Here is a 25,771-nt window from a genome sequence, read left to right on the forward strand (position 1 = left end):
CGGCGGGAGGGGTCCTCAGCGCGCCTTCAGCACCGCCCGGCAGGCGGAGGGAAGGGCGGCCATGGTCATCGGAGGCTTCGGGCGCGGCGGTTTCGTCGCCGGTTTCGGATTCAGGATCGCGTCGCTGAACCAGTAGGCCAGCTCCTCGCCGCAGCCGTCGCCGGAGGGCGGCGGGGCCTGGTCGCCGCACTGGTCCTGGCCCGCCGGGCAGGCGAGGCGGATGTGGTAGTGGTAGTTGTGCCCGTACATCGGCCGCACCTTCGAGAGCCAGGCCCGGTCGCCGCCGGCCTCGCGGCACAGGGCCTTCTTGATCGCCGGATTGACGAAGAGGCGCGCCACCTCGCGCTCCTGCGCGGTCATCCGGATCAGCTTGAGGTGCTCGGGAGTCCAGACCCGCGGATCGATGTCGAGGCGGTCGGCCCGGACCACGTTGGTGGCGGAGGTCTCCTCGCGTTCGGCCCGGCTCATGCGGTGATCGGGCATCGGGGTCAGCCAGATGTCGGCGTCGAGGCCGAGCTGGTGCGAGGCGTGGCCGGTGAGCATCGGGCCGCCGCGCGGCTGCGACATGTCGCCGACGAGGAGGCCGCTCCAGCCGATGCGGGGCGCCTTGGCGGCCAGCCGCTCCAGGAATTCCACCAGCGGCGGGGTGCCCCACATCCGGTTGCGCGACAGGCGCATCACCTGCCAGTTCGGCCCGTCGACGGCCAGCGCCTCGCCGCCCGAGAAGCAGCCCTTGGCGTAGGAGCCGTAGGCCTCGGCGGGGCCGGGAGCGGGCGTGGTGGCGCGGCCGAACAGGGCCTTGGCGGGGGTGTCCGGCGCGTCCGGATTGGCCAGAGGCGGCAGGGGTTTCGGGTTGACGCTGCCCCGGTCCTGGGCCTCGGCGCACAGGGGCAGCCCGAGGACCGGAGCGAGGAGCAGGAGGGTCGCGAGGCGGAGACGGAGGGTCAGCGGAAGGCTCCCGGAATCGCGTCCCCACCGAGCGGGGCGCCGTGAATCAGGCCGAGGATCCAGGCCGAGGTCGAGACCCTCGGGGTGAATCCTGGATCGTGGCGCCACGCTAGTCGATCGGGGCTCGGCCCGTCGAGGGCGCGCAGCGAAGGTTCGCGAACGCCCCCGGGTAGGACGGAGAAGCTCGGCCTAGTCCACCGGCGAGACGGCGATGCGGATCGAGTCCGCCGCGGCGTTGCTCACCAGCAGGGTGATGGGGGCGGTGCCGAGCTGGAAGCGCACGCTCTTTGCCAGCATCGGGCAGCCGTGCCGCTGCGTATGCGCCGTGGGCGGCCGGGTGGTGTGTCCGTCCTGGCTCACATCGACCCAGGCCCGGTCCGACAGGGTGACCTGATAGGCACCGGGCGCCAGCGGCGCATCGAGGTGGAGCACGCCCGCATAGGTGCCGGGCTTCGCCTCCCGCGACGGCGGGAAGGGCGACGCGACCTCCGCCAATGGCTTCAGCCCGAGCAGAGCCGCCGGCATCGCTGCCGCCAGCCTGCCGCCGGATTCCACCCGCGGCAGGCCCGCGGCCGAGAACCAGGCCTGCTCGCGCAGGAGCGACCAGTCGAACTGCGTGCAGGCTGCCGGATCGGCGGTCGGCTGCTGCGCCTGCGCGGCGCTGGCGACCAATGCGAAAACCGCGATCGCGGCGATGCGGCGCATCGGCCTCAATTCACCGCAACCAGAACGTCGGAAGACTTCACCACCGCATAGGCGTCGCCGCCCACGGTCAGCTTCAGGCTGTCAACGGATTCGTTTGTGATCGAGGCGGTCACCAGCTGGCCGCCCGCGATCTCGATCTTCACGTGTGCCGTCGTGGCACCCTTCTCGACCGAGACGACCTTGCCCTTGAGGACGTTGCGCGCGCTGATCTTCATGAAACCGTGATCCTTGAACTCTTTGGGGCCGGGCGAAGACTTTTCCTCCGGCGGATCGGGACGATGCCGCGCAGGCAGCCGTGGTGCAAGGCGGCGCGACGCAACCCTGCATCGGAGGTCGGGACCGGAACCGGAGCGCGGCGGCCGCTCAAGCCTCGGGATCGTCCTCCGTCGCGGTTTCCACCTCGGAGACCCGGCGGCGCGACCCCCATTCGGCGAGCACCGCATTGAGGTCGTCGAGGACGAAGTGTCGGGCGCTGTCGCGATCGTAGCCCTCGTCCAGCAGGGTGTCGTACTCGGTGAAGACGTGGCGCCCATAGGCCACCAGGGCGAGCCAGGCGGCGGTCTCGGGCTGCGCATTGCGCAGGCCCGGGCTCGCCAGGGCGCGGTCGATCACCGCCTCGGTCTCGAAATCGGGCAGGCGTGGCGCGAGCCGCGCCAGCGCCGCGGCGACCACCTCGCGCCGGTTCATGCCTCGCCCTCCGTCACCGCCATCCGCCCGGGATCATCGATGCCCTCCGCTCCGCGCCCCGCCGAGGCGCTGGGGTGCGCGACCGCGCGGGAAAAGTCCACGCCTGTCAGGACTCCGGATGGCACGCCGTGCCTGGCACGGCCCCGGATGGCACGCCGTGCCTGGCACGGCCCCGGATGGCACGTTGTTCGCTTGAGCAGGGCGCCGGACGTGCTGTCCCGGATCGGGTCGCCAGCGGACGACGCGCGGCCGCGCTCTGCTTCGCTCACCGCGTGTGCGGGGCCGAACCTATGCAAGCTTTGTGCGCTCTGCGCCCGAACTGATCTGTTTCAGAACGGGTTCTCGCGGCCCGAAAAGGCTCACTGATCCGCAGAGATCGCGTAGACGGCCGGATGAATTGCCTGCTGCTTTGCCGTGAATTGTTCGATAATAATTTCATGTCACATGTGTCGCGTCGGGCGACGGAGCCGGACCGCGCATCCGTTGACGGACCCTCTCGTGACCCAGGACAGTTCCGTTCTCATCGTCTCGGACAGACCTCAACTTGCGGCCCTGCTGTGCCGTGCCGTCGAGACCGTGGTGACCTGCCGCTGCATCGAGCCGTTCGAGTCCCTGCCGTCGGTGCTTCCCCTCGTGGCGGTGGTCGACATCGGCGGGGATGCCATGCTGGCGGCCACCTGGATCGCCCGGCTGCATGGCTCCCGCATCGCCAGCCTCCAGCTCACCAACCACCCTCCGGTCGGCGTGGGCCGGTCCGCCGCCGCCACCCGGACCCTCCCGTCGAACGCGCCCCGCACCGTGGTGCTCGCCGCCCTGTTCGGGCTCGTCGGGACCTGGCAGGCGGCGCGCCGGAGCAATGGGGTCAAGGCGGCGGCCAAGTTGCCGGCCAAGTTGCCGGCCAAGTTGCCGGCCAAGTTGCCGGCCAAGTTGCCGGCCAAGTTGCCGGGCGAGACGCCGGCCCATACGCCCACCGATGCGCCGGCCGAGATGATCCTCCCTCCGGCCGCGAAGGCACCGCGGCGGCGGAAGGTTCGCGCCACCGCCGAGCGGGCGCGGGCCGCCGTCGCCCTGGTGGCCGACGCCTTCCGGGCGGCCGAGGCCGGGCAGCCTCTGAACCCACAGGAGATCGATGCGGGAACCGACCTCATCCTGGAGGCCGTCTCGGAGGCCGGCATCCGGACCTGGCTCGACGTCCTCCAGGGCCATGACCAGCAGCTCTATCAGCACTCCCTCAGCGTCGCGGGCTATGCCGCCGCCTTCGGGGCCGGCTTGAGGCTGGCCCGCGCCGACCAGAAGCGTCTCGCCCGCGCCGCCCTGCTGCACGATGTCGGCAAGGCCAAGATTCCCCTCGCGATCCTGAACAAGCCCGGCCGCCTCACCACGGCGGAAATGGCGGTGATGCGCACCCATCCGGCGCTCGGCGCCGACCTGCTGGGTGCCCAAAGCGGCTTCGACGCAGCGACCCTCGAGGTGGTGCGCTCCCATCACGAGATGCTGGACGGCAGCGGCTATCCGGACGGCCTCGCCGGGGCGGCGATCCCCGACCTCGTGCGCCTCGTCACGATCTGCGACATCCATTCGGCCCTGACCGAGCGGCGGCCGTACCGCGATCCGCTTCCCCACGGCGAGGCCTATGCGGTGATGCAGGGCATGCTGCCGAAGCTCGATTCCGACCTCCTGGCCGCGTTCCAGCGGCTGGTGCTGCAGGGCGCGCTGGCCGACGCCGTCGCCTGAGGTCCGAGATCTGCAGATCTCGGCCCGGTGACCCCGAGGACGAAGCCCTCGAGCGCGAAGACCCCGAGGGATGAGGATTCCGGCACGATAATGCGTGTCGAACGCGTTCATCTCCCGATCCGTCGCGACTCAGAGAGATCCTCTCCGGCGCATCACGCATTCAAAAGAACGTTTCATTGATTCTCGGGCGCGCAACGGGCACGTTTTCGTCAGAACGGCGCTGCGAAAACACCGACAAACCGGTTGGTTTCACAGGGCCTATATCTCCCCCTGCTGTGCCAGGATCTTCGGAATAGTCGTTGTCGTCCAACGTTCGTCTTGAGCGGTGACGCAATGCATCCGAAAAGCCCGGCGCCAGATCTTTCCGACTGCGCCAATCGGATCGTTGAGCCCGAGCGCGTCGCCCACGAGAGTGAGCTCATGTCTGTGCCCCGCTTGTCACTGCCCCGCATCGTCGGCTTCACCGCCAATCTCCAGCGCCCGTCGAAGACCCGCGCTCTGGCCGAGGCGCTGGCCGAGGCGGTCGGAGCCCAGGTCCGGGCCGACATCCGTCTGTTCGACATGGTCGATGCCGGCACCGGCCTCGGGGCCGCCTGGTCGCGGGATCTGCTGCCGCTGCCGGCCCGCCGCATCGTCGAGGCCATCGAGGGCGCCGACGCGCTCATCGTCGGCTCGCCGGTCTACAAGGGCGCCTATACGGGCCTGTTCAAGCACCTGTTCGACTTCGTCGATCCGGCGGCTTTGGTGGGCAAGCCCGTGATTCTCTCGGCAACCGGCGGCGGCCCGCGCCACGCCCTCGTGGTCGAGCATTCCCTGCGTCCGCTCTTCGGCTTCTTCAGCGCCCACACCATCCCGAGCGCGGTTTACGGCTCGGACGCCGATTTTCGCGAGGGCGTCCTGGTCGATGACGGCGTGAAGGCTCGCATCGGCGACGCGGCGAACCAGCTCGCGGAACTCCTCACGGCGCGGGCCGCCCGCGCCGCGTCGCCGGAGGCCGATGCGCCGGTCTCGGCCTTCGCCAGCGCTGGTTGAGGGCGCGCCCGCAATGCTGTCCCGACGCAGCCTCCTCGCCGGTGCCGTGGCCGCCGCCATGCCCGGATCGGTCATCCTGCCGGCCGCCGCAGAAGCCGGCAGCTTTCGCATCGGCTACCAGAAGAACGGCATCCTCGTCGTCGCCAAGCAGCAGGGCACCATCGAGCGGGCGCTGAAACCCCTCGGGGTCACGGTGCGCTGGACCGAATTCTCGTTCGGGCCGCCGGTGCTCGAAGCGCTCGGCATGGGCGCCATCGATTTCGGCCAGACCGGCGCGCCGCCCCCGGTCTTCGCCCAGGCCGCCGGCAACACCCTCCTGTACGTCGCGGCGCAGGATGCCGGCGGCTCCGGCGAGGCGATCCTGGTACCGCAGGGCTCGCCGTTGACGACGCTCGCCGACCTCAAGGGCCGCCGCGTCGCCTTCGCCAAGGGATCGAGCGCCCACTACCTCGTCGTCCGCGCCCTGGAGACGGCGGGGCTGACCTACGGCGACATCGAGCCCGTGACCCTGGCGCCCGCCGATGCGGCGGCGGCCTTCGCGCGCGGCGCCGTGGACGCCTGGGCGATCTGGGACCCGTACTTCGCTATCGCCGAGCGCCAGCCCGGCACCCGCATCCTGGCCAGTGCCGCCGAGATCGAGAGGCCCACCAACTTTTTTCTCGGCAACCGGGACTTCACGCATGCCAACGCCCCCGTGGTCCAGGCGGCGGTTGCAGCCCTGGCTGAAGTGGCGGCCTGGTGCGAAGCGAATCGCCCGGAGGTGGCCGCCCTGCTGTCGAAGGGCACCGGCGTGCCCCTCGATGCGACCCGGCGCGCCGTCGACCGCAGCGTCTACGTCATCGCGCCGCTCAGCGAGGCCGTGATCGCCGGCCAGCAGCGCGTGGCCGACCGCTTCCAGGCCCTGGGCCTGATCGCCAACCCCATCCGCGTGCGCGACGCCGTGTGGACGCCGCCGGCACCTCCGGCAAGCAAGGGCTGACCCATGACTCCCTCTTTCGGCACCCGCACCCTCGAGCGTCTGACGCCCTGGCTCGTGCCCGCCGTGATCCTGCTCGGCTGGCAGGTCGCCGCCTCCACGGGCCTCGTCTCCACCCGGTTCATGCCGGCTCCCTCGGGGGTCGTCGCGGCGGGCTGGCAGGCGGCGCGCAGCGGCGAACTCTGGACCAACCTGTCGATCAGCTTCGCCCGTGCGGCGGTAGGCTTCCTCATCGGCGGCGGCATCGGCTTCGCGCTCGGCCTCGCCAACGGCCTGTCGCGCCTGTCCGAGCGCCTCACCGACACGACGTTGCAGATGATCCGCAACATCCCGCACCTGTCGCTGATCCCCCTGGTGATCCTGTGGTTCGGCATCGACGAGGAGGCCAAGCTCTTCCTCGTGGCGATCGGGGTGTTCTTCCCCGTCTACGCCAACACCCTGCACGGCATCCGCTCGGTCGACCCGCAGCTCGTCGAGATGGGCCGGGTCTACGGCATGTCGGCGACCACCCTGTTCACCCGCGTGGTCCTGCCCGGCGCGCTGCCCTCGATCTTCGTCGGCCTGCGCTACGCGCTCGGCATCATGTGGCTGACGCTGATCGTCGCCGAGACGATCTCGGCCTCGTCCGGCCTCGGCTACATGGCGATGCAGGCCCGCGAGTTCATGCTGGTCGACGTGGTGGTGCTGGCGATCGTGATCTACGCCGGCCTCGGCAAGGCTGCCGACGCCGTCACCCGCCTGCTGGAGCGCCGGTTCCTGGCCTGGAACCCGGCCTACCGGAACGCGTGATGCGCCGTTGGCGCCTCTCCTCCTCGCCAAGCGGGAGGGAGCGCCAGACCTTCGACCAGACCTTCGAGGCGTGCCGCTTCACGCCAGCGGCGCTCCCAAAACCCCCTTCTCCCATTCGACGGTCCGCCCCATGCTCGCCACCGCCCTTCGCGTCCCTGACGATTCCCAGCTTCGCGAGGACACGCCGATCCGCGACCTGAAACCGCGCGGGGTCGCCGCCCCGAAGGCGTCGCCTCGGGTCGCGCCGCAGGCCTCCGCCACCGGCATCGGCGTCACGATCCGGGATTTACGGAAGGACTTCGACGGCCACACGGTGATCGAGGGGCTCGACCTGCACATCCCGGCCGGGCAGTTCGTCGCCGTGGTCGGGCGTTCGGGCTGCGGCAAGAGCACCCTGCTGCGGCTGATCCTCGGCCTGGAGCAGCCGAGTGCCGGCCGCATCGCCCTCGAATCCGAGGCCCTGCGCACGCCTTCGAAGCGCATCATGTTCCAGGAGCCGCGCCTGCTGCCCTGGGCCCGCGTCGTCGACAACGTGGCGGTGGGTCTCGGCGAGGGTGGCCGCAAGGCCGAGCGGCGCGCCAAGGCCGAGGCGGCCCTGGCCGAGGTCGGCCTGTCCGAGAAGGCCGGCAACTGGCCCGCGACCCTGTCGGGCGGCCAGCGCCAGCGCGTGGCCCTGGCCCGCGCTCTCGTCAGCGGTCCCGGATTGCTCGCCCTCGACGAGCCGCTCGGCGCCCTCGACGCCCTGACCCGCATCGACATGCAGGCGATGATCGAGCGGATCTGGCGGGCGCAGGGCTTCACCGCCATCCTGGTCACCCACGACGTCGCCGAGGCCGTGGCGATGGCCGACCGCATCCTGGTGGTGGAGGCCGGCCGCATCGCCCTCGACGTGACGGTCGACGTGCCCCGGCCCCGACGCCGGGGCGACGCCGACCTCGCGGCTCTCGAAGGCCGCATCCTCGATCACCTGTTGTCCGAGCGCGCGCCGTCCTGAGCGCCGCCGCCTCCCACCACACGAGAGCCCCCATGACTGGACAGACCGACGTTCTCTGGTTCCTCCCCACCCACGGCGACGGCCGCTATCTCGGTGCGCAGGAAGGCGCCCGCGACGTCTCGATCGCCTATCTCCGCCAGATCGCCCAGGCGGCGGACGAGCTCGGCTATTACGGCGTGCTCCTGCCCACCGGCCGCTCCTGCGAGGATTCCTGGGTGGTGGCCTCGGCGCTGGCGCCCCTGACCAAGCGCCTGCGCTTCCTCGTCGCCGTGCGCCCCGGCCTGCAGGAGCCCGCGATGGCCGCCCGCATGGCCGCGACCCTCGACCGGATCTCGGACGGGCGCCTGCTGATCAACGTCGTCACGGGCGGCGACCCCGTCGAGCTGCGCGGCGACGGCGTCTTCCTCGATCATGACGAGCGCTACGTCGTCACCGACGAGTTCCTGCACATCTGGCGCGGGCTGATGTCGGGCGAGACCGTCAGCTACGCGGGCAAGCACCTCAAGGTCGAGGAGGGCCGGGTGATCTTCCCGCCCGTGCAGACGCCTTACCCGCCGCTCTATTTCGGCGGTTCGTCGCCGGCCGGCATCGAGGTCGCGGCCGAGCATTGCGAGGTCTACCTGACCTGGGGCGAGCCTCCGGCCGGCGTCGCGGAAAAGATCGCCAAGGCCCGCGAGGCGGCCGACCGCAAGGGCAAGACCTTCTCGTACGGCATCCGCCTGCACGTCATCGTGCGCGAGACCGAGGGCGAGGCCTGGGCCGCTGCCGAAAACCTGATCTCGCGCCTCGACGACGAGACCATCGCCAAGGCCCAGGCCACGCTCAAGCGCCAGGATTCGGTCGGGCAGAGCCGCATGATGGCCCTGCACGGGGGCGACCGCACCAAGCTCGAAGTGTCGCCGAACCTCTGGGCCGGCGTCGGCCTGGTGCGCGGCGGCGCCGGCACCGCCCTGGTCGGTTCGGCCGATCAGGTGGCCGACCGCATGAAGGAATACATCGACCTCGGCATCGACCGCTTCATCCTGTCGGGCTACCCGCACCTGGAGGAGGCCTACCGCTTCGCCGAGCTGGTCTTCCCGAAGCTCCCCCTGCGGGCCACCACCGGCGTCGCGCCCAGCAACGCCCGCAACAACGGCCCCTTCGGCGAGGTCATCGCCAACGACATCGTGCCCAGCCGCCGCATCGCGGCGCATTGAGGGGGCGACGTCCCCGAACGACGAGAGCTTGGCGGACAGGAGAGCCACCGTCATTCCGGGGCGCCGCAGGCGAGCCCGGAATCCAGAGCCGCGACAGCATCGGATTCTGCCCCACCTGTGTTTCTGGTTCCCGGACTCCGCTGCGCGGCTCCGGGATGACGGAGAGCAGAGGGAAGCCGAGCGGCTGGGTTCATCCATCGAACATCGAGCCCGAGCATCCCCGCGTGAAGGAGCCCCCCATGCCCGCCGCCACCCGTGCCCTTGCGCTCCGCCCCGACGGCACGCGCCGCGCCTGGATTCTCCTCACCGCCCTGGCGCTGCTGACCTTCGGCACCCTGCACGCCCGCGCGGACGAGAAAGTCATCCGCATCGGTTATCAGAAATACGGCACGCTGGTGCTTCTCAAGGGCAAGGGCCTGCTGGAGCAGCGCCTGAAGCCGCTCGGCTACCGCGTCACCTGGGCCGAGTTCCCCTCGGGGCCGCCCCTGATGGAGGCGCTGAATGCCGGGGCCGTCGATCTCGGCTCGGCCGGCGAGGCGCCCCCGATCTTCGCCCAGGCCGCCAACCCGGACCTGCTCTATGTCGGGCACGAGCCGGCGGCGCCGAAGGGCGAGGCGATCCTGGTGGCGCAGGACAGCCCGATCCGCACGGTGGCGGACCTGCGCGGCCGGAAGATCGCCCTGAACAAGGGCTCGAACGTCCACTACTTCCTGGTCCGCGCCCTCGAGCAGGCCGGTGTGCCCTACGAGGCCGTGAGCCCGACCTTCCTGGCGCCGGCCGACGGGGCCGCCGCCTTCGCCCGGGGCGCGGTCGACGCCTGGGCGATCTGGGACCCCTTCCTGGCCTCGGGCGAGCGCAGCACCGGCGGGCGCATCCTCGTCGACGGCACCGGCCTCGTGCCGAATCGCCAGTTCTACCTCTCGACCCGCGCCTTCACGGCGGCCAACGGCCCGGCCCTCGACGCGACGCTCGCCGCCATCGGCGAGATCGATGCCTGGGCCAAGGACAACACCGACGCGGTGGCGGCCGAGCTCGCGCCCTCGGTCGGCATTCCGGCCCCGATCCTCACGGTGGCGCTGCGGCGCCTCACCTACGGGGTCACGCCCCTGAACGCCGAGACCACCGCCGACCAGCAGCGCGTCGCCGACACCTTCCACCGCCTCGGCCTTCTGCCGAAGCCGCTCGATGTCGCCTCGGCGGTGCGCAAGCCCGGAAGCTGAACACGAATGCATCTATGAGTTGCATTGAAGCGAGTGAGGCGTAACCTTCGCGCGCAGCTCCGCAGGGGATGCTGGCATCGCCGAGGCTACGCCATGACGGGGCGGACGTTGGTCATCCTGTTCAGCGGGGCCGTGCTGCTCGCGCTGACCATTCTGTTCGCCGTGCCCCTCCTGGTCCTCGCCACGGCCGGACCGCATCGGGCGCGGCCGCCCCTGCTGCGCGACCTGCCCGCCGGCTTTGCACAGGCCGACGCGGCTTTCGCGGCCCGCATCGCCGATACCTTCCCGCTTGGGTCGCCGGAATCGGTCCTGGTCCAGCGCCTGCAGGCCGAGGGCTTCGGCCGCGACCTGATGGCGGCTGACCCGTCCGACGAGCGTCGGATGCGATTTACTGTCTCCGAGTCATCCTGCACCCTGACGTGGCGCGTCCGCTGGGGGGTGGAGGTCGGCCGGCTCGCGACGGTGGCGGGGAAGCACGACGGACGTTGCCTGTGAACCGCGACCGGTCCAACAGACTGACCACGCTTGCTCATCATCGCAGTGACCGCCGCGCTTGCCGCCATCGTGGTCCTGCGCCTGCGCGATCCGAGGCCGCCCGAGCCGGTCCCGCGCGGTGCCTCGTTCCACGGCCGGCGTTGAGCGATGCCGGCTCCCGTGATGCGGCCGGCGCAAAGGCGGAAACGTCCCCAATCCGCCGGCGCGTCGGGCGGCCTCAGGCTGCCTTGCGGTGCAACGCGTTCAGGAACACGCTCTTCTGTTCGCGGGGCAGCATGACATAGTTCGTGCGGTCGGCCACGAACTCCTGCGCGCCGAAGGATTCCACCTCTTCGACCTGGAATCGCGGCAGGGCTCGCAGGCAGACATAGTCCAGCGATTCGATCAGGCGGGTCAGTTCCTCGCAGCGCTGCCGGCGCCGCAGCATCGTCGCCTGCTCGGCGACGTTCTGCCGTTCGACGAATGGCAGCACCTCGGACAGGATGAGCGGCCGGTCGCGCCCGATCGTGTCGACCAGGCCCTTGAGGACCTCCAGCTCGCCGCCCTCCACGTCGATCTTGATGATCCCGACGGTGTCCGTCCCCAGGGTCGCCAGCACCTCGTCGCCTCGGCTGACATAGATGAACCGCTCGTAGGAACGCTGATTCGCGCCGGTCCAGAAGCCCTGCACGATGGTGGCCTGGGGATCGACCGCGCTCGAATAGTAGAACGGCACCAGGCAGGCCTGATCGCTGAGGCCAAAGGGGATGATCTTGCACCCCTTGATCGCGTTGGCGTCGATCAGGTCATACACGTAAGCGCAGCAGGGAACCGACGCCTCGAAGCCGACATAGGCCCGCGACGGCTCGATGGACTTCATCTTGAGAAGGATCTGCCCGACATTGACCCCCACATCGACGAAGAGTCCCGGATTCAACTTCAGCGATAATTCAATGAAATCGTGGAAGTAATCTTCGTATGACTTCAGATGTTGCGAATGAAAACTTTTGTTGATCGGGATATTGAATTTTGTCCCCGATATCGTTGCCTGTTTGTAGCTGCCCTCTTTATAGAAAACCGATTTCAGTATATCTTTTGCTTTTGAGGCGGCTGAAGACATCGTCTATAGTTCCGGATGGATTGAAAAAGCCATCAAGGTCGATATCACCCGCAGATTGATCCGCAAGACGAATGCGTACTTAAAATTGCTGATCCATCGCCTGTTGCGCGCCAGACACAGGCGATGATCCCGAGTTGAACGGGTGCAACCTGGACATGAGAGCGCTCCAACGACGCGTCGGACCGTCGCATCGACGGCCATCTGCTGGCGCGAGACCGGAGGATTGGGGCGACGGCGGGGGCCGGACTGCGCAGGGCCGGATCGTGACGCGCCGAAAAGATTGAGACGACGGTGGCTCGCGCGATTCAGGCCTGTGCACGATGCACCTCGCACGCTGCGGCAGCCGGATTTCGGCCGACCGCCGGCGCTACGCTTCGGGCGCGGTCATCCCGCCCACGGCAGGGATGGCCGTCTGACCGGTGCGGACGGGGTCGATCGGGCGTTCCGCCCGATCGTTCGACGCGTCAGCCGGCCTTCGCACCGGCTCCGCGATCGCCCTGCGCCGTCAGGCGCTCGAGGAAGGCAGCGGCGAGGCGGCCGCGCTCGGCCGGGTCGTCGTGGCCCTGACGCAGGAGCACGCGGTTGTCCCGGCGCTCGATATGGGCGTGGGCCGGCACGGCCAGCGGCGGCGCGTTGGGCCGGAGGTCGGCCGCCAGACCCTGCGGGCCGCCGCAGAGGCGATGGATGCCGAGCGCCAGGCAGCCGACCCGGAGCCGGGCGAGGGCGATCAGGTCCTCGAAGGGCGTGGGCGGCGGGCCGAAGCGGTCGACCACCTCGCTGCGCAGGGCCTCGACCTCTTCCGGATTGGTGAGGCGCAGGGTGCGGGTATAGAGGCTCAGCCGCACTTCGGGCTCGGGCACGTAATCCGCCGGCACGGAGCCGGAGAGGCCGAGGCGGATCTCGGGGTTCCAGTCCTCCGCCGGCTCGCCCTTGGCCGCCCGCAGGGCCAGGTGCAGCAGGTGCTGGTACAGCCCCAGGCCGATCAGCTTGACGTGGCCGGCCTGGTTCTCGCCGACGAGGTCGCCCGCGCCGCGCAGGTCGAGATCGCGGGCGCTGATGGCGAAGCCCGCACCAAGGCGGTCGAGGGCCTCCAGGGTCCGCAGGCGTTTCTCGGTGGCGGACGACAGCGGCCGGTCCGGGCGGTGCAGCAGATAGACGACGCCGCGGCGCTGGCCACGCCCGACCCGGCCGCGCAGCTGGTGCAGCTGCGACAGGCCGAAGCGCTCCGCATCCCAGACCAGCATGGTGTTGGCGCGCGGTACGTCGAGTCCGCTCTCGATGATGCTGGTGGCGAGCAGCACATCGCCCTCGCCATCGGCGAAGCGCACCATCACGTCATCCATCTCGGCGGCCTTGAGCTCGCCGTGGGCCATCATGGTCGTCAGGTCCGGCACCAGCTTGGCGAGGCGCGCCGCCATCGGGGCGATGTCCTCGATGCGCGGGCAGACGACGAAGCTCTGGCCGCCGCGCCGATGCTCGCGCATCAGCGCGTCCCGCATCGCCGCGTCCTCGAAGGCGGCGATCACGGTGCGGATAGGCTGCCGCACGGAAGGCGGCGTGGCGATGACGCTGAGGCTCTGGAGGCCGACCAGGGCGCTCTGCAGGGTGCGGGGGATCGGTGTCGCGGTCAGCGTCAGCACGTGGCCGTCGCCGGCCGCCTGACGCAGGCCCTCCTTGATCTTGGTGCCGAAGCGCTGCTCCTCGTCGATGACCATCAGGCCGAGATCGGCAAAGGCCACACCCTTGGCCGCGAGGCAGTGGGTGCCGACCACGAGACGGATCGAGCCGTCGGCGAGCCCGGCCTTCACCCGCTTGGCATCCGCCGGCGAGACGAGGCGCGAGAGGTGCGCGACCTCCACGCCGAAGCGCGCGAAGCGCCGGGTGAAGGTCTGCACGTGCTGCCGCGCCAGGACGGTGGTGGGGGCGACGATCGCCACCTGCTTGCCGGCGAACACCGCGGCGGCGGCGGCGCGCAGGGCCACCTCGGTCTTGCCGAAGCCGACATCGCCGCAGACGAGGCGGTCCATCGGCCGGCCGGAGGCGAGGTCGGCCATCACGCCGCTCACCGCCCCGGCCTGGTCGGCCGTCAGGGCGAAGCCGAACCCGGCGGCGAAGCGCTCCATCTCGCGGTCCGGCGGCGCCAGCACCGGTGCGCGGACCGCCCGGCGCTTCTCGGCATCCGCCAGCATCACCCGGGCGGCCCGGGCCATGCAGGCCTCGGCTTCGAGGCGACGACGGCCCCAGGATCCGCCTTCCAGCTTGTCCAGGGTCACGGCCTCGGCCTCGGAGCCGTAGCGCCAGATCCGGTCGGCCTGGGACACCGGAACCATCAGGATGCCGTCCCCGGCAAAGCGCAGGCGCAGGGCGTCTTCCTGGCCGCCGGTGCCGGTGCTCACCGCCTCCAGCCCCTCGAACACGCAGAGCCCGTTGTCGCGGTCGACGGCGACGTCGCCGATCCGCAGCTCCACCTCGCCGATGGGCAGGATGGCGCTCGGGCCTCCGCTCGCCACGGTGGCGGCGCGTGCCCCGAAGAGATCGGCGGCGGCGATCACCGCCATGCCCTGGTCCGGCACCCGGAAGCCGGCCTCGATCGGGGCTTCCAGGATGAGCAGGGCGCCGGGCTTGGCCGCGGTCGCCTCGGCCCAGGCGCCCACCCGGCGGGCCTTGCGGCCGAGCGCCCGCTCGGCGATGCGCACCAGCCGCGCCAGAGGCTCGGCCGGCCCCGTGAGAAGGATGCGGTCGCCCGCCGTGAGGCGCTCGCGCAGGGTCTCGGCCAGCGCGGTGTTCGGCCGGGCCTTGCGCACGAAGGCCGGCATGGTGAGATCCTCGCCCTCCGCCGTCTCGGCGTCGGCGACGCGCCGCGCGGCGAGCTGGGTCGCCCAGGCCTCGGGGCTCAGGTAGAGGCCGCCATCGTCGGCCGCCCCGCGCCGGGACCGGGCTGCGGATTCCCGCCCCTCGGCGATCTGCTCGAAGAAGGCCTGCGCCCGCTCTTCGGCCCCCTCCTCGACGACGAGGCGGGCGTCGGGCACCTGGTCGAGCACGGTGACGAGAGCCGGATAGAACCGGGCGAGGCCGTGCTCCTGCCCGGTGAAGGGCTCCAGCCGGTGCTCCGAGCCCTCGGCCAGGAGGATCTCGGTGGCGGGATCGATGACGAGGACCTCGGCATCGGCCAGCGAGCGCTGCGAGACCGGGTCGTAGGAGCGGATCGCCGTGACCCGGCCGGCTTCGTACTCGATGCGGCAAGGCCGGTCGGCGGCGGCCGGGAAGACGTCCACGGTGCGGCCCCAGACCGCGACCTCGCCGGGCTCGTCGACCCGGTCGTCGAGGATGTAGCCGAGGCGCTGCAGGGCATCGGTGATCGCGGGCGGATCGAGGGCGTCGCCGATGCGGATCTCCAGGTGGGCGCCCGCCCAGGTCTCGGCCGGGGGCACGCGCTGGATCAGCGCCGGGGCGGTGGTGAGCACGATGTCGGGCAGGGCCGCGGTGTCGGTGAGCCAGCGCAACACGCCGGTGCGTGCGCCCATCACCCCGCGCGAGGGCGAGGCCCGGTCGTAGGGGAGGCAGTCCCATTCCGGATAGAGGGCGACTGTGCGATCCGGCGACAGCGCCCGAAGGATGCCCGCGATGGCCTCCAGGCGATGGCTTTCGCGGGCCATGTGGATCAGGGGCCTGCCGCACTCGGTCAGCCCCAGGAGGGCCACCGCGAGGGCGCCGGTGGGCACGAGGGGCGCGACGATCTCGGGACTGGCGGGGGCCGGGGCCGGCTCGGTCCGCTTGGGCGCGACGGCGTTGCGACCGGCGGCCTTGCGGGGGCGGGTTCTGGATGCAGACGTGTTCGGCGCGGATGTTTTCGACGCGGATGTTTTCGAGGTGGGTGTTTTCAACGTGGGCGTTTTCGGCGTGCGTGCCGGAGCGGGGGAAGCGTGTGCGGAAGACGTCTCGGTCCTGCGTTTTGCCATCGGAGAGGTGCGCTGCCCGGCTTGAGATCTGGACTCAGGCAACGCGGTCCAAGGGGGCCGGGCTCCGTCATTCGCCCCGCCGTCCCCAGTTTGTCGCAGCACCCTCTGGGTGACCTGTGGGCAGACCTGTGCACAGATCCTTGGATGCCCTCCGGGACGCCTTTTCGGATCACATCTCCGGGTCGGGCGCCGCCTCGAGGCGACCGTCCGCGATGGCCGCCCGGAAGGCGGCGTAGTCGGCCTCGTTCTGGTCGCCATAGGCGAAGGCCCAGTCGGCCAGGGCCTCGCGCAGGTCGCACTGACGGTCGCGGCCGCAATAGCCCGCGATGGCGGCCGCATCCCCGGTGCGCGCATGCGCCCGGGCGAGCAGGGCGCCGTAGGCCCAGGAGAAGTAGATCAGCGGCTGCCCGGTCAGGCCCGCCACCGGGATGTCGCCCTTCATGTTCTTCATCTGACGTACGTAGAACGGCCGCCCGTCGATGGTGGTCCAGCCGAGCAGCGGATCGCCCACCGCCTGGAGCAGGCGCTGGCCGTAGATCACCCGCTCGCCCTCGTGGTCGCCGTAGGAATCCGGCATCCCGGAGAGGTAGGGCGCGTGGGCCGGCGTCACCGCCTCCTTGACCTGGAGGAAGAGCACGTCCTGGTCGGAATTGCCGCACAGGAGCGCCACGTAGGCCCGGGTGCCGACGCTGCCGACGCCGACGACCCGGTGGGCGACGTCGACCACGTGGTAGCGGCTCAACATGAAGCGGCGCTCGCGCGGCAGGGTCTCGGCGTAATGCTCCAGCCCGCCGATCACCGCCTCCCGGGTCTCGGCATCGACGCCGGTGAGAATGGGAGGCGCCTCCTTGAAGCGCCAGCCGCCGTCGGTGCGGCGCTCGCCGACCCGGGCGAGCAGGCTCTTGTTGTGCTTCTTGCGCGCCTTCTCCACCGCCCGGGCGATGACCGCCTTGGAATCTTCGTCGATGGAGAGGCCGGCGAAGTCGAGCTGGTCGGCCCGCGCCGCCTGATGCCAGACGTCGAGGGGGCCCTGCGGCGCCAGTTCGGTCATGGTGTGCTGGTAGCCCGCCACCGCCGCGAGGGCAGCCTCGCGGCGCTCGGGCTTGGCGACGCCGTCGGTCCGGGCCGCCACCTCGATGCTGGCCACGAGGCGCTTCAGGTCCCATTCCCACGGGCCGATCGTCACCTCGTCGAAATCATTCAGGTCGAGGACGATGTCGCGCTGAGGCGTGCCGAACAGGCCGAAATTGGCCAGATGCGCGTCGCCGTTCATCACCACCGCGATGCCGCTGCGCGGGGTATGGGCGAGGTCCCACGCCATCACGTGCGCCGCGCCGCGCAGGAAGGCGAAGGGCGAACTCGCCATCCGGGCGACCCGGAGCGGGATCAGGTGCGGCTGGCGCCCGTCATGCGCCGCCTCGATCAGCGAGACCGGGTCGGGCCGGTTGGCGGGCGGGTGCCACGCCCCGTGGGCCGCGTGCGGCACCGCCTCGCGCAGGGCCTTGCCGGCGTGGCGGCGCTTGTCCCACGGCTCGCCCGCCTCGCGCAGGTTGATGCGCGGAATGTCGGCGAGCGGCGCCAGCAGGATGTCGTCGGCCTGAGGCTGCATTTCGGTCGCGCTCGACGCATCAGCGCGCAGGCTGACATCCTGGGGGCATTCCATGCATGGTCCTCACGCGCGAATTCGTGAAGGACAAATCTTGACCGTTTCGGATCGTTCCCGGGGCAACACGTCTCAGCGGGGGGATTCATCCCGAGCCGGGACGGTGCGCCCCGTGCATCGGCGGCCTCGCGCAAGTCGACGTTGTGCGGACCGGGCGGAGAGGTCGGATGGAGGCCGGGGTCCGGATTTGAACCGGACGTGCGAATCCTTGCGGGGATCCTGGCTCGACACTCACCCACCTGGCCGAGGGCTATCAATCATGGTGGTCTTGCATGGTGGTCTTGACGATGCAAGCGGGCCTCGTCTTACGGGCGCAGGAACGGTTGCGAAGTCATGAACGACACATCCATCAGCTTTGCTCGCCTCGACTTGCCGTTCCTCCGGATCGGGTCGCGCGATGCTTGGCTGACGCCGGCCGATGCGGGTGCCGGAGGACCGGTCCGTCCCACAGGACCGTCGGCGATTGACCCGCGCGGGCAAACCGCGTTCTTGAGCGCGGGATTGAGGAGTGCCAGAACGATGTCCGTAACGACCGTGCCGACGACGCCCTTCGACGACCAGAAACCGGGCACGTCCGGCCTGCGCAAGAAGGTGCCGGTTTTCCAGCAGGCACGCTACGTCGAGAACTTCGTCCAGGCGATCATCGACTGCATTCCCGACCGGGCGGGCGCCACCCTGGTGCTTGGCGGCGACGGCCGCTTCCTCAATCGGCAGGTGGTGCAGACCACCCTGCGGATCGCGGCGGCCAACGGCTTTTCCCGCGTGCTCGTCGGCCGGGGCGGCCTGCTCTCGACGCCCGCCGCCTCCTGCGTCATTCGCAAGCACGGAGCCATCGGCGGCATCATCCTGTCGGCGAGCCACAACCCGGGCGGCCCGGACGGCGATTTCGGCATCAAGTACAACACCGCCAATGGCGGCCCGGCCCCCGAGGGCGTGACGGCAGCGATCTACGCCCGCACCCAGGCCCTCACCGAATACCGCATCGTCGAGGGGCCGGACCTCGACCTCGACACCCTCGGCGAGACCCGGATCGGCCCCATGACCGTGGCGGTGATCGATCCGGTCGCCGATTACCTCGCGCTGATGCGCGACCTCATCGATTTCGACGCCATCACCCGGCTGTTCGCCGGCGGCTTCCGCATGCGCTTCGACGCCATGAGCGCGGTCACCGGCCCCTACGCCCACGCCATCCTGGAGGGTGTGTTCGGGGCGCAAGCCGGCACCGTGGTCAACGGGACGCCGCGGGAGGATTTCGGCGGGCATCATCCCGACCCGAACCCGGTCCACGCCCATGACCTCTACGACCTGATGCTGAGCGCCGACGCGCCCGATCTCGGCGCGGCCTCGGACGGCGACGGCGACCGCAACATGATCGTGGCGCCGGGCCTGTTCGTGACCCCGAGCGACAGCCTCGCGATCCTGGCCGCGCATGCGCACCTGGCCCCCGGCTACGCGCAGGGACTCGCCGGCGTCGCCCGCTCGATGCCGACCAGCCGGGCGCTGGACCGGGTCGCGGCCTCCCTGGGGATCAAGGCCTACGAGACCCCCACCGGCTGGAAGTTCTTCGGCAACCTGCTGGATGCCGGTCTCATCACCCTCTGCGGCGAGGAGAGCGCCGGCACCGGTTCGAACCACGTCCGGGAGAAGGACGGCCTCTGGGCGGTGCTGATCTGGCTCAACATCCTGGCGGTCACGGGCAAGCCGGCCCAGGACGTGGTGCGGGGCCACTGGGCGCAGTTCGGGCGCGACTACTACACCCGGCACGATTACGAGGAGATCGAGTCCGCGGCCGCCAAGCGCCTGATGGAGGGCCTGCGCGCCAAGCTCGCGACGCTGCCCGGCACCAAGCTCGGCGATCTCACCGTCGCGGCGGCGGACGACTTCCGCTACGTCGATCCCGTCGACGGCTCGGTCACCGAGCAGCAGGGCATCCGCGTCACCTTCGCGGAGGATGCCCGGGTGGTCTACCGTCTGTCCGGCACCGGCACGGCGGGCGCGACCCTGCGGGTCTATCTCGAGCGCTACGAATCCGCCCCCGACCGGCTCGAATTGCCGGTGGCTGAGGTGCTCGCCCCGGTGGTGGCGGTGGCGAACGCGCTGGCCGACATCGCCGCCCTCACCGGCCGCTCCGAGCCGAGCGTCATCACCTGAGCCGAAGCCATCCCTGATCCGGGACGATCGGCGCCCGGAACAGGACCGGGCGTCGCGTCCTTAGTCCTCGCATCGACCCCCGATGCGAGGAGACCGGCTCACCATGAAGCTGCACGGCAAGCGCGCGCTGATCACCGGCGCGGATTCAGGGATCGGCCAGGCGGCGGCCGAGCTGTTCGCCCGCGAAGGCGCCGACGTGGCGATCACCTACCACACCGATGCGGACGGAGCCCGCGAGACCGCGCGCCGGGTCGAGGCGGCGGGCCGGCGCTGCCTCGTGATCCAGAACGATGTCGGCGACCCGGCCTCGGTGGAGGCGACCTTCGCGGCGGTCGCCCGCGACCTCGGCGCCCTCGACATCCTGGTCAACAATGCCGGCCAGGCCATGAGCGGCATGCCGGTGGCCGAGATGGACGACGCCACGCTCGAGCGGATCCTGCGCGTCAACCTGATGGCGCCGGTCTTCTGCGCCCGGGCCTTCATCAAGGTCCGGCGCGCCGCGGGCGGACGCGGCAAGATCGTCATCGTCTCCTCGGTGGCCCAGCACCTGCCGACCCCGGAGAGCGCCCCCTACGGCATGTCCAAGGCCGGCGTCGGCTCCCTCTGCCGCAGCCTGGCGCGGGAACTGGCCGAGGATCGGATCAACGTCAACAACGTGGCGCCCGGCCTGATCGAGACGCCGATGACGAGCGACCGCTTCGAGAACCCGGACAAGCTCGCCCAGTCCCTGGACCGCATCCCCTGGCACCGGGCGGGCCAGCCGGACGAGATCGCCAAGGCGATCCTCTACCTCGCCTCGGACGATTCCGACTACGTCACCGGGCACACCCTGGTGGTCGACGGCGGCCTGACCATGCAGTGGGGCGGCGCCTGAGGCGCGCGTTGTGGATGGTGGAGCTTGGGCGACTGTCCAGGCCGCCGAAGCCCGACGTTCGGGACCGTCTGCGTTCGACCCAACAACGTCATAGGGATAGCGCGGCGGCCTTCTCGAAAGCGGTCATTCGACCCCTTGGATGGTGCTCTTCTCATCTCCTGATGCAGAGATGGTTGAACGGCGAGTGGTTCGCTCGATCGCATCGGCAATGGCTCGGTATAAGGATGGCGGCAGATCATGGCCCATCCCGGGGATCAACATCATCTCCGCATTCGGGATCGAGGCTGCAGTGTCCTCGCCGCAGGCAGGAGGAAAAAGAGGATCGTCCGTCCCGTGAATGACGAGTGTCGGCGCCGTGATCGCGGCAAGCCGTGAGCGACGGTCGCCAGCCACCCCGACCGCCGCGACCTGTCGTCCGAACCCGCCCGGCGCACGGCCTCGCCGAACTTCCTCTTGGAGGAGAGCGCGGCAGCCCCCTTCGTCGAACGGATGAGCAGTGCCAGCAATGCGGCGTGCGAAAGCGACGCCGTGATCGAGGAAGCCCGCCTCGTCCAAGACGGGATCGGGAGCGGGACGCATCATGATTGCCAACGCGTCGGGCGCGGCCGGTGGCAGACACGGATTGCCTGTGCTCGACATGATCGAGGTGAGCGAGAGAACGTGGGACGGGTGCTCGCTTGCCATGATCTGGGCGATCATGCCGCCCATCGAGCGACCGACGACGTGGGCGCGGCGTATGGACAGGACGTCGAGCAAGCCGAGCGCGTCTGAGGCCATGTCGTCGAGCGTGTAGGCGAGTTCCGGCCGTCGCCCCTCGGCAAGCGTCGCGGCTAAGGCCGCGAAATTCATCGCGCCGTGCTCGGTAAAGTGGGTCGAGCGTCCTGTGTCCCGGTTGTCGAACCGCACGACACGATAGCCGCGCGTCACCAACGCGCGGCAGAAGGGGGCGGCCCAGCGGATCATCTGCGTACCGAGCCCCGCGATCAGAAGGATCGTCTCAGCCGCCTCGTCTCCGAAGCTGTCATAGGCCAGGGTGACGCCGTTGGCCGTCAATCGTGCTGGCCTGGGCTCTGTGCTCATATCCGGACAGCCCGAAGCTGCTCTGCCCACAGGACAAGACGCTCCTTCATCACCCGGTCGCGGACGTATCCGATCTCTTCAGCATCCAACCGCTCGACGAGCTCGAAGCTGAACGCCTCCGCTCCATGCGCATTCCAAGCGATCTGGAGCGAACGGTGCGTGTTCGTGCCCTGTCGGAGGGTAAACCAGAGGCGGTTCTGGATCTTGGAGAGGTCGGGCGCCCCACCGACCCAAACCTCCCCGGACGCCTCGCAGCGGACGGCGTAGATGCCGCCTTCGACCTCCCGCTTCTTGTAGGCGTTAACAGCCGCCTTTCGGTCTTCGGTTCTCATCACATGCCCTCGTGGATCGGCAGCGACGCTATCAACGCTGATACTTGCGCGCAATATCATCCGGGTAAAATTGACGACAAGGGCTCGCTTCCGCTATGACGGTCAGGATGGAGGTGCCATGTCAGAAGACCCGATGAGGACGTTCACCGCGTTTGTGGGCGTGCGGCGGCTCGCCAGCGGTCGCCTGATCGACGTGGCTCTCGCCGTGAAAGCGCATGCGGCGGAAGAAGGCGATCCGATCTTGACCTTCGACGATAGGTCGGGTGCCGTCATCGACCTCGATCTGCGTGGAACCGAGCCGGATATCACCGCACGATTCGCCGAACTCGCGAGTGCGGAAGACGCCACGAGCACCGTCGATAACCGACCGGACCCCGATGGTGCTCCAAGGAGCCGTGGTCGCCCGAAGCTCGGGGTCATCGCTCGCGAGGTGACGCTGCTTCCCCGTCATTGGGAGTGGCTTGCATCCCAGCCGGGAGGTGCATCGCAGGCGTTGCGGCGCCTCGTTGACGAAGCGCGGCGAGCAGATGGCGGGCAGACCCGTACGAAGGCAGCCAAGGAGGCCGGATACCGGTTCCTATCAGCGTTGGCTGGCGATCTTCCTGGGTACGAGGAAGCGATCCGGGCGCTCTTCGCCGGTGATGCCGGAGGCTTTACCGACCGCATGACGGCTTGGCCGCCGGACATCCGAGACCATGCACTGAAGCTTGCAGCGCTCGCCTGAGAAAACGCCCGGCGTACGGCTCAAGTCAGCGTTCGAGCAACGTCGGCTTTTCAAGATTCACGTCAGCAAGCTGACATTCCGAAAATCCACCCAACTCGGACGGTCGGCCCGCGTTCCGAACGGTGGAGATATCCCGCTACCGCGGGTTCCGCCAGGTGGTCGTGGCGGGCGCCGTCGTGACCGGCGTGAGGCTGCCGGTGGCGGCTGGTCCGGCCGCGCGGACCGGGGCGGCGCTTTCCTCGGCCACGTGCAGCCTGCGCGGTGCCACGGAGGCCCGGCGGGCGGCGCGGACCCGGCGGCGGCGCGGGCGGGGGCTCTCGGAGGTGGCGCCAATATAGCCGCCGACGATGCCGCCGACGACCGCGCCCACCGGTCCGCCGACCAGGGCGCCGGCCACTGCGCCGGTGCCGACGCCGACCGTGGTCCTGCTCGCGGCGAGCGCAGCCTGCGGCGCCGCGAGCGCGCCCGTGAGCAGAAGCGCGGTGGTGATTGCCTTCATGATGACCCTAACCCCCTGATTCCGGACGCGTCCCTGGCGGGAGACCGTGACGAAATCGGGGCCGCGCCGCGTCGCCGCGCGGGTCTGGCCGGTCGGCGGCTCGCGACGGAAGACGCCTGTGCTTTGCGCATCTCAGGCGGAGCGCCGGCGCGCGCCTACGCCTCGGCCTGCGGGAGATGCGCGAGGATGTCGGCGAAATCCGGTCTCTCCCCGATCTCGGGCCGGGTGCAGGCCCCTTCGAGGTGGCGCCAGGGACCGGTCCCGATCCCGGCGAGGTCCAGGAGTTCGCCGAGCAGCAGGCCCCAGGCCCGCACCTCGACCCGGCGCAGGGCCGCGCCAATGGGGCCGTCCGGCAGGATCGAGGCGGCGCCGAAATCGCTGACGACGGCTTGCCCGTCCGTGCCGTCCCACAGGATGTTGTGGCCGTAGAGGTCGCCGTGTAGGATGCGGCGGGCGTGGAGATGGGCGCAGGCCTCGGCCGTGCCGCGGGCGATGCGCACGGCCGCCGCCGGCGTCAGGGTCAGGCCGGCCGCGTAGACGTCGCGGCTGCAGCTCTCCAGGCTCGGCGGCCCGGCCAGCACCCGCCAGGACTCCGGCAGGAGCCGCATCAGCAGGCCCTCGCTGCCGTCCGGATGATCGACGACGCGCCCGAGGGCGCCGGTGAGGTGCGGGTGTGCCCCGGCCGCGAGGCAGGCTTCCATCTCGCGGGCGGGCAGGCCGTCGCTGGTCATGGTGCCCTTGAACAGCTTGAGGGCGACGGCGTCGGCCGCGCCCCCGTCGCGGCGCCACAGCGCCCGGTGCACCCGCCCCGAGGTTCCCTCGCCCAGGCGGGCGCCGGGTTCGAGCTCGCCCCAGGCCACCGCCGGCACCGCGGGCAGCACCGGCTCGTCGGCCACGGGATTACCGGCATAGGAGGTCCAGGCGAGGGCCGGCAGGGTGGCGAGCCAGGGCGGAAGCGCCTCCAGCCGGTTGGCGGCCAGCCGCACCAGTTCGAGGTTGGCGGCACCCTCCAGGCTGTCGGGCAGGCGCCGCAGGCGATTGCCCGACAGCATCAGCTTCTGCAGCATCGGCCGCTGCCCGAGGGCGTCGGGCAGGGTGGCGATCTGGTTGTCCGTCAGGGTGAGCCAGCGCAGGGCCGGCGGCAGGGCCTCGCCCGGCACCTCCACGAGCCCGGTGCCGCGAAAGCCGACCTGGCTCAAGGCCGGGCAGTCGCCGAGCACCGGCGGCAGGCGGGTGAAGCGGTTGCCCGAGCAGAACAGCACGCGCAGGCGCCGCAGGCGGCCGAAATCCTCCGGCAGCGCCGTGAGGGCGCTGCCGCTCAGGTCCAGCCGTTCGAGACTGTCGCCGAGGTCGAGGATCTCGCGCGGAAACGTGGTCAGGCCGGGGGGAAAGCGCAGAGCCGTGGCCCCGGCGCAGTCGCCGCGGCGCAGGGCGGCCAACAGGTCCTGTTTCGCGGGAGCGTGTTGGGTCATCGGCGGGGCACGAACAGGCGGGGGCGGATCATGCCCCCGGTCCTAGCGCGGGGCGGGGACCCGGCGCACGGCTTTTCTCGCGCAGCGCCGCCGCCCGGAGCGGGGCCTGGCCCGCGCGCGGATGGGCGGCATCGAAGGCCTCCATCAGTCGGGTCGCGTCGATCTTGGTGTAGAGCTGGGTGGTGGCCAGGGAGGCGTGGCCGAGCAGTTCCTGGATCGCCCGCAACTCGCCCTGGCGCGCCAGGAGGTGCGTGGCGAAGGAGTGGCGCAGGGCGTGCGGCGTCGCGCTCTCGGGCAGGCCGAGCCCACCGCGCATCGCCGCCACCGCGTATTGAATGATCCGGGGCGAGAGCGGACCGCCCTTGGCGCCCACGAAGAGCGGACCGTCCGGCGCCAGGGCGTAGGGGCAGGCGGCGCAGTATTCGGCCACCGCCGCCGCGACCACCGGCAGCACCGGCACCATCCGGGACTTGCCGCCCTTGCCCAGCACGGTGACGGAATCGAGGCCCGGCAGGGGCGCGTCCCGGGCCCGGAGCCCGAGGGCTTCCGAGATGCGCAGGCCCGAGCCGTAGAGCAGGGCCAGCACGGCGGCGTCGCGCGCCAGCACCCAGGGCTCGCGGGCCTCGCCGGCGCGCAGGTCGGGGCTGCTCATCGCCCGCGCGGCGGCGATCGGGATCGGACGCGGCAGGCGCCGTTCCACCTTGGGCGAGCGCACGGCGCCCAAGGCCGCCACGGTGCCGTGGCCCTCGCGCTCCAGGTGGCGCGCAAAGGAGCGCAGGCCCGCCAGCGCCCGCATCAGCGAGCGCCCGCCGACCCCCTCCGCCCGGCGCGCCGCCATGAAGGCGCGCACATCCCGCGGTTTCAGCGCGACGAGCTGGGCGATGCCGGGCGTGCCGTGCCGCCCGGCGCGATGGACCAGGAACTGGCGCAGGTCCCGCACATAGGCCTCGACGGTGTTGGGCGACAGGCGCCGCTCCCGTGCGAGCTCGTCCTGCCAGGCCAGGGCCTCGGCGCGCAGGCCCGCATCCCCCGGAAACGCCAGGACGTCGGCGGGCAGCGGGGAGGGGCCGGATGCGGAGGATGCCATGCCGCCACTGAAGCCCGAGAGGCGTTGACGCTCCGTTGCCGAAGGGGTGCGGGGC

The 25,771-nt window shown here is 70.6% G+C and carries 24 protein-coding genes and 1 tRNA gene; 12 read left to right on the plus strand and 13 right to left on the minus strand.

Annotated features, from left to right (window positions below):
• Nucleotides 1-15: 15 nt before the first annotated feature.
• From mepA to J7U37_RS18205, 4 genes are all read right to left on the minus strand, one after another.
• On the minus strand, nucleotides 16-918 hold the full coding sequence (mepA, locus tag J7U37_RS18190) for a penicillin-insensitive murein endopeptidase (protein WP_244476816.1): 903 nt from the start codon (nucleotides 916-918) through the stop codon (nucleotides 16-18).
• 219 nt (nucleotides 919-1,137) lie between these two features.
• Entirely contained in the window at nucleotides 1,138-1,653 is a 516-nt protein-coding gene (locus J7U37_RS18195) for a hypothetical protein (RefSeq protein ID WP_247636594.1), read from the minus strand.
• Between the two features lie 5 nt (nucleotides 1,654-1,658).
• Entirely contained in the window at nucleotides 1,659-1,868 is a 210-nt protein-coding gene (locus J7U37_RS18200; RefSeq protein WP_247636595.1) for a molybdopterin-binding protein, read from the minus strand.
• Nucleotides 1,869-2,016: 148 nt separating this feature from the next.
• Nucleotides 2,017-2,340, minus strand: a complete 324-nt coding sequence (locus tag J7U37_RS18205) for a DUF2293 domain-containing protein (protein WP_056184739.1) — start codon at nucleotides 2,338-2,340, stop codon at nucleotides 2,017-2,019.
• A gap of 498 nt (nucleotides 2,341-2,838) precedes the next feature.
• Between J7U37_RS18205 and J7U37_RS18210 the strand changes: the two genes are divergently transcribed.
• From J7U37_RS18210 to J7U37_RS18245, 8 genes are all read left to right on the plus strand, one after another.
• On the plus strand, nucleotides 2,839-4,074 hold the full coding sequence (locus J7U37_RS18210) for an HD domain-containing phosphohydrolase (protein ID WP_247636596.1): 1,236 nt from the start codon (nucleotides 2,839-2,841) through the stop codon (nucleotides 4,072-4,074).
• 420 nt (nucleotides 4,075-4,494) lie between these two features.
• Entirely contained in the window at nucleotides 4,495-5,106 is a 612-nt protein-coding gene (gene msuE / locus J7U37_RS18215; protein ID WP_200935815.1) for an FMN reductase, read from the plus strand.
• 13 nt (nucleotides 5,107-5,119) lie between these two features.
• On the plus strand, nucleotides 5,120-6,085 hold the full coding sequence (locus J7U37_RS18220) for an aliphatic sulfonate ABC transporter substrate-binding protein (protein WP_056184735.1): 966 nt from the start codon (nucleotides 5,120-5,122) through the stop codon (nucleotides 6,083-6,085).
• 3 nt (nucleotides 6,086-6,088) lie between these two features.
• Complete coding sequence (gene ssuC, locus J7U37_RS18225) at nucleotides 6,089-6,871, plus strand: aliphatic sulfonate ABC transporter permease SsuC (RefSeq protein WP_056184733.1); 783 nt, start codon at nucleotides 6,089-6,091, stop codon at nucleotides 6,869-6,871.
• A gap of 130 nt (nucleotides 6,872-7,001) precedes the next feature.
• Complete coding sequence (locus J7U37_RS18230) at nucleotides 7,002-7,865, plus strand: ATP-binding cassette domain-containing protein (RefSeq protein ID WP_247636597.1); 864 nt, start codon at nucleotides 7,002-7,004, stop codon at nucleotides 7,863-7,865.
• Nucleotides 7,866-7,897: 32 nt separating this feature from the next.
• Nucleotides 7,898-9,061 carry an FMNH2-dependent alkanesulfonate monooxygenase gene (gene ssuD / locus J7U37_RS18235; protein WP_056480595.1) on the plus strand — a complete coding sequence of 388 codons (1,164 nt, stop codon included), beginning with the start codon at nucleotides 7,898-7,900 and terminating at the stop codon, nucleotides 9,059-9,061.
• A gap of 239 nt (nucleotides 9,062-9,300) precedes the next feature.
• A complete protein-coding gene (locus J7U37_RS18240; protein ID WP_056184729.1) occupies nucleotides 9,301-10,281 on the plus strand; it encodes a sulfonate ABC transporter substrate-binding protein in 981 nt (326 codons plus the stop codon).
• Between the two features lie 93 nt (nucleotides 10,282-10,374).
• Nucleotides 10,375-10,776 (plus strand): hypothetical protein, encoded by a 402-nt coding sequence (locus tag J7U37_RS18245; protein WP_247636598.1) that lies wholly within the window; start codon nucleotides 10,375-10,377, stop codon nucleotides 10,774-10,776.
• Between the two features lie 217 nt (nucleotides 10,777-10,993).
• Here J7U37_RS18245 and J7U37_RS18250 read toward each other — a convergent pair whose 3' ends face one another.
• Together J7U37_RS18250 and J7U37_RS18255 are read right to left on the minus strand one after the other, a co-directional pair.
• Nucleotides 10,994-11,875, minus strand: a complete 882-nt coding sequence (locus tag J7U37_RS18250) for an FkbM family methyltransferase (RefSeq protein ID WP_247636599.1) — start codon at nucleotides 11,873-11,875, stop codon at nucleotides 10,994-10,996.
• 464 nt (nucleotides 11,876-12,339) lie between these two features.
• Nucleotides 12,340-15,576 carry a DEAD/DEAH box helicase gene (locus J7U37_RS18255; RefSeq protein WP_247636611.1) on the minus strand — a complete coding sequence of 1,079 codons (3,237 nt, stop codon included), beginning with the start codon at nucleotides 15,574-15,576 and terminating at the stop codon, nucleotides 12,340-12,342.
• 130 nt (nucleotides 15,577-15,706) lie between these two features.
• Here J7U37_RS18255 and J7U37_RS18265 point away from each other — a divergent pair, with 130 nt between their 5' ends.
• Nucleotides 15,707-15,859 carry a hypothetical protein gene (locus J7U37_RS18265; protein ID WP_247636600.1) on the plus strand — a complete coding sequence of 51 codons (153 nt, stop codon included), beginning with the start codon at nucleotides 15,707-15,709 and terminating at the stop codon, nucleotides 15,857-15,859.
• A 144-nt stretch (nucleotides 15,860-16,003) separates the two neighbouring features.
• Here J7U37_RS18265 and J7U37_RS18270 read toward each other — a convergent pair whose 3' ends face one another.
• Together J7U37_RS18270 and J7U37_RS18275 are read right to left on the minus strand one after the other, a co-directional pair.
• Nucleotides 16,004-17,443: a DUF2252 domain-containing protein gene (locus J7U37_RS18270; protein ID WP_348773004.1), complete on the minus strand. Its 1,440-nt coding sequence runs from the start codon at nucleotides 17,441-17,443 to the stop codon at nucleotides 16,004-16,006.
• A gap of 222 nt (nucleotides 17,444-17,665) precedes the next feature.
• Nucleotides 17,666-17,742: transfer RNA gene (locus tag J7U37_RS18275), tRNA-OTHER, on the minus strand.
• A gap of 274 nt (nucleotides 17,743-18,016) precedes the next feature.
• Here J7U37_RS18275 and J7U37_RS18280 point away from each other — a divergent pair.
• Complete coding sequence (locus J7U37_RS18280) at nucleotides 18,017-19,648, plus strand: alpha-D-glucose phosphate-specific phosphoglucomutase (RefSeq protein ID WP_056480606.1); 1,632 nt, start codon at nucleotides 18,017-18,019, stop codon at nucleotides 19,646-19,648.
• 103 nt (nucleotides 19,649-19,751) lie between these two features.
• The gene (locus J7U37_RS18285; protein ID WP_056184718.1) at nucleotides 19,752-20,522 is read left to right on the plus strand and encodes a glucose 1-dehydrogenase; all 771 of its coding nucleotides are present in this window, start codon (nucleotides 19,752-19,754) and stop codon (nucleotides 20,520-20,522) included.
• 123 nt (nucleotides 20,523-20,645) lie between these two features.
• Here the strand turns inward: J7U37_RS18285 and J7U37_RS18290 are convergent, their stop codons facing one another.
• Nucleotides 20,646-21,575: an alpha/beta hydrolase gene (locus J7U37_RS18290; protein ID WP_247636602.1), complete on the minus strand. Its 930-nt coding sequence runs from the start codon at nucleotides 21,573-21,575 to the stop codon at nucleotides 20,646-20,648.
• A gap of 23 nt (nucleotides 21,576-21,598) precedes the next feature.
• The gene (locus J7U37_RS18295; RefSeq protein ID WP_247636603.1) at nucleotides 21,599-21,934 is read right to left on the minus strand and encodes a GIY-YIG nuclease family protein; all 336 of its coding nucleotides are present in this window, start codon (nucleotides 21,932-21,934) and stop codon (nucleotides 21,599-21,601) included.
• Between the two features lie 118 nt (nucleotides 21,935-22,052).
• Here J7U37_RS18295 and J7U37_RS18300 point away from each other — a divergent pair, with 118 nt between their 5' ends.
• On the plus strand, nucleotides 22,053-22,658 hold the full coding sequence (locus J7U37_RS18300) for a DUF2239 family protein (protein ID WP_247636604.1): 606 nt from the start codon (nucleotides 22,053-22,055) through the stop codon (nucleotides 22,656-22,658).
• Nucleotides 22,659-22,794: 136 nt separating this feature from the next.
• On the opposite strand, the gene J7U37_RS18305 is transcribed toward J7U37_RS18300, so the two are convergent.
• From J7U37_RS18305 to J7U37_RS18315, 3 genes are all read right to left on the minus strand, one after another.
• Nucleotides 22,795-23,157: a hypothetical protein gene (locus J7U37_RS18305; RefSeq protein ID WP_247636605.1), complete on the minus strand. Its 363-nt coding sequence runs from the start codon at nucleotides 23,155-23,157 to the stop codon at nucleotides 22,795-22,797.
• Between the two features lie 155 nt (nucleotides 23,158-23,312).
• On the minus strand, nucleotides 23,313-24,629 hold the full coding sequence (locus J7U37_RS18310) for a leucine-rich repeat-containing protein kinase family protein (RefSeq protein ID WP_247636606.1): 1,317 nt from the start codon (nucleotides 24,627-24,629) through the stop codon (nucleotides 23,313-23,315).
• Nucleotides 24,630-24,657: 28 nt separating this feature from the next.
• The gene (locus tag J7U37_RS18315) at nucleotides 24,658-25,716 is read right to left on the minus strand and encodes a tyrosine recombinase XerC (RefSeq protein WP_247636612.1); all 1,059 of its coding nucleotides are present in this window, start codon (nucleotides 25,714-25,716) and stop codon (nucleotides 24,658-24,660) included.
• Between the last annotated feature and the right edge of the window lie 55 nt (nucleotides 25,717-25,771).

The organism is Methylobacterium sp. 37f, assembly GCF_023093475.1.
Lineage (GTDB): Bacteria > Pseudomonadota > Alphaproteobacteria > Rhizobiales > Beijerinckiaceae > Methylobacterium.

Excerpts from the sequence above, each read along its gene's own strand:
- J7U37_RS18270 (WP_348773004.1), bottom strand. The coding sequence starts at position 17,443 with ATGCAGCCTCAGGCCGACGACATCCTGCTGGCGCCGCTCGCCGACATT.
- J7U37_RS18205 (WP_056184739.1), bottom strand. The coding sequence starts at position 2,340 with ATGAACCGGCGCGAGGTGGTCGCCGCGGCGCTGGCGCGGCTCGCGCCA.
- J7U37_RS18305 (WP_247636605.1), bottom strand. The coding sequence starts at position 23,157 with ATGAAGGCAATCACCACCGCGCTTCTGCTCACGGGCGCGCTCGCGGCG.
- ssuC (WP_056184733.1), top strand. The coding sequence starts at position 6,089 with ATGACTCCCTCTTTCGGCACCCGCACCCTCGAGCGTCTGACGCCCTGG.
- J7U37_RS18220 (WP_056184735.1), top strand. The coding sequence starts at position 5,120 with ATGCTGTCCCGACGCAGCCTCCTCGCCGGTGCCGTGGCCGCCGCCATG.
- J7U37_RS18315 (WP_247636612.1), bottom strand. The coding sequence starts at position 25,716 with ATGGCATCCTCCGCATCCGGCCCCTCCCCGCTGCCCGCCGACGTCCTG.
- J7U37_RS18200 (WP_247636595.1), bottom strand. The coding sequence starts at position 1,868 with ATGAAGATCAGCGCGCGCAACGTCCTCAAGGGCAAGGTCGTCTCGGTC.
- J7U37_RS18245 (WP_247636598.1), top strand. The coding sequence starts at position 10,375 with ATGACGGGGCGGACGTTGGTCATCCTGTTCAGCGGGGCCGTGCTGCTC.
- J7U37_RS18300 (WP_247636604.1), top strand. The coding sequence starts at position 22,053 with ATGTCAGAAGACCCGATGAGGACGTTCACCGCGTTTGTGGGCGTGCGG.
- J7U37_RS18250 (WP_247636599.1), bottom strand. The coding sequence starts at position 11,875 with ATGTCTTCAGCCGCCTCAAAAGCAAAAGATATACTGAAATCGGTTTTC.
- J7U37_RS18280 (WP_056480606.1), top strand. The coding sequence starts at position 18,017 with ATGTCCGTAACGACCGTGCCGACGACGCCCTTCGACGACCAGAAACCG.
- J7U37_RS18240 (WP_056184729.1), top strand. The coding sequence starts at position 9,301 with ATGCCCGCCGCCACCCGTGCCCTTGCGCTCCGCCCCGACGGCACGCGC.
- J7U37_RS18285 (WP_056184718.1), top strand. The coding sequence starts at position 19,752 with ATGAAGCTGCACGGCAAGCGCGCGCTGATCACCGGCGCGGATTCAGGG.
- J7U37_RS18195 (WP_247636594.1), bottom strand. The coding sequence starts at position 1,653 with ATGCGCCGCATCGCCGCGATCGCGGTTTTCGCATTGGTCGCCAGCGCC.
- J7U37_RS18295 (WP_247636603.1), bottom strand. The coding sequence starts at position 21,934 with ATGAGAACCGAAGACCGAAAGGCGGCTGTTAACGCCTACAAGAAGCGG.
- ssuD (WP_056480595.1), top strand. The coding sequence starts at position 7,898 with ATGACTGGACAGACCGACGTTCTCTGGTTCCTCCCCACCCACGGCGAC.
- J7U37_RS18310 (WP_247636606.1), bottom strand. The coding sequence starts at position 24,629 with ATGACCCAACACGCTCCCGCGAAACAGGACCTGTTGGCCGCCCTGCGC.
- msuE (WP_200935815.1), top strand. The coding sequence starts at position 4,495 with ATGTCTGTGCCCCGCTTGTCACTGCCCCGCATCGTCGGCTTCACCGCC.
- J7U37_RS18230 (WP_247636597.1), top strand. The coding sequence starts at position 7,002 with ATGCTCGCCACCGCCCTTCGCGTCCCTGACGATTCCCAGCTTCGCGAG.